This is a genomic window from Pseudomonas aegrilactucae (genome assembly GCF_019168305.1).
GTDB lineage: Bacteria > Pseudomonadota > Gammaproteobacteria > Pseudomonadales > Pseudomonadaceae > Aquipseudomonas > Aquipseudomonas aegrilactucae.
In genome coordinates this window covers 1-931 of record NZ_JAHTBI010000154.1, presented here as the reverse complement: position 1 = coordinate 931, position 931 = coordinate 1, and the positions used below count along the sequence as shown (strand labels likewise).

1 protein-coding gene is annotated in these 931 nt (G+C 42.5%); it reads left to right on the top strand.

What is annotated here, in order from left to right; all coding sequences use genetic code 11:
• Window positions 1-366: hypothetical protein (locus KUO17_RS26105; RefSeq protein WP_217978435.1), on the top strand; the 366-nt coding region annotated here is incomplete at its 5' end.
• Window positions 367-931 lie beyond the last annotated feature (565 nt).

Here is a 931-nt window from a genome sequence, read left to right as displayed (position 1 = left end):
AAAAAAAAATTAAATGACCTTTTTCAATCTAAAGTTGGCGGGGTTTATTTTAGAAGCATAGTGTTGTTGGGGATAGTTTTTAGAGTGTCAGGTAAGGTCAGGGACTTTGGTTCGAAAGGGCCGGAAAGACTGAAGTACGTAGAGAAAGAAAACGCTATAACAATAGACTTGGTGTTTTCTGTTGATATGTGGCAGGGCGTCGAGTCGTCGGTTTTGGCTGAGGCCGTCTACGACGGGGTTTCAAAGTGTTTGTCCATGATGGTTGAGAAATCGAAGGAGCTCAATGAACTCATGGAGGAAGATGAATTGAATTCCGCACTAAATGAAGTGCTTGAGTTGTTCAAAGAAAGTCATTGCCCGGTTTGATGTGTTGGGTGAGTTGAAACTATTTAAAGGCTGGATTGGAGTTTAGGGTGTGTAATTAAAATATGACGACTGTTGAAATAAGTGGGCAGCATGGTGAGCCAAGCTCTCGAAAATTAGTCTGGCCATTACAGAAGAAAATGAGCGACGCACTCAGTGCTTGTGTCGTGGGGAAGTATTTTAAGTCGATCTATAAAATTGCGATAGTTTTCCGGGTTTCTGGAAAAATCTGGTCTTTTGCCCCAGAAGGCCCAGGCATGCTGAAGTACAAGAAAATACCAGAGTATCTCAGTTGACTTTGTGATCTTGGAAAGTCAATGGGAGGGTGTAAGTTCAGAGGGCGTAGTCAGGGTAGTAGCTGATGGTATTAGATGTTGTTTTGATCTGATAATTGTTAAGGTAAAAGAAGTTGATGAGCTTGTGGATGAAGAAAGATTTCTTGGGGATGTAGATAAGGCAATTTCTATTTTCCTGGATTCTAATGATGCCTGAGTGTTCTTACCTTAACGAGCCTTCGGCCGGTGCAAGCTGCGAGTCGCCTCGTCGCGTTCTACTAGACACGCAAAAA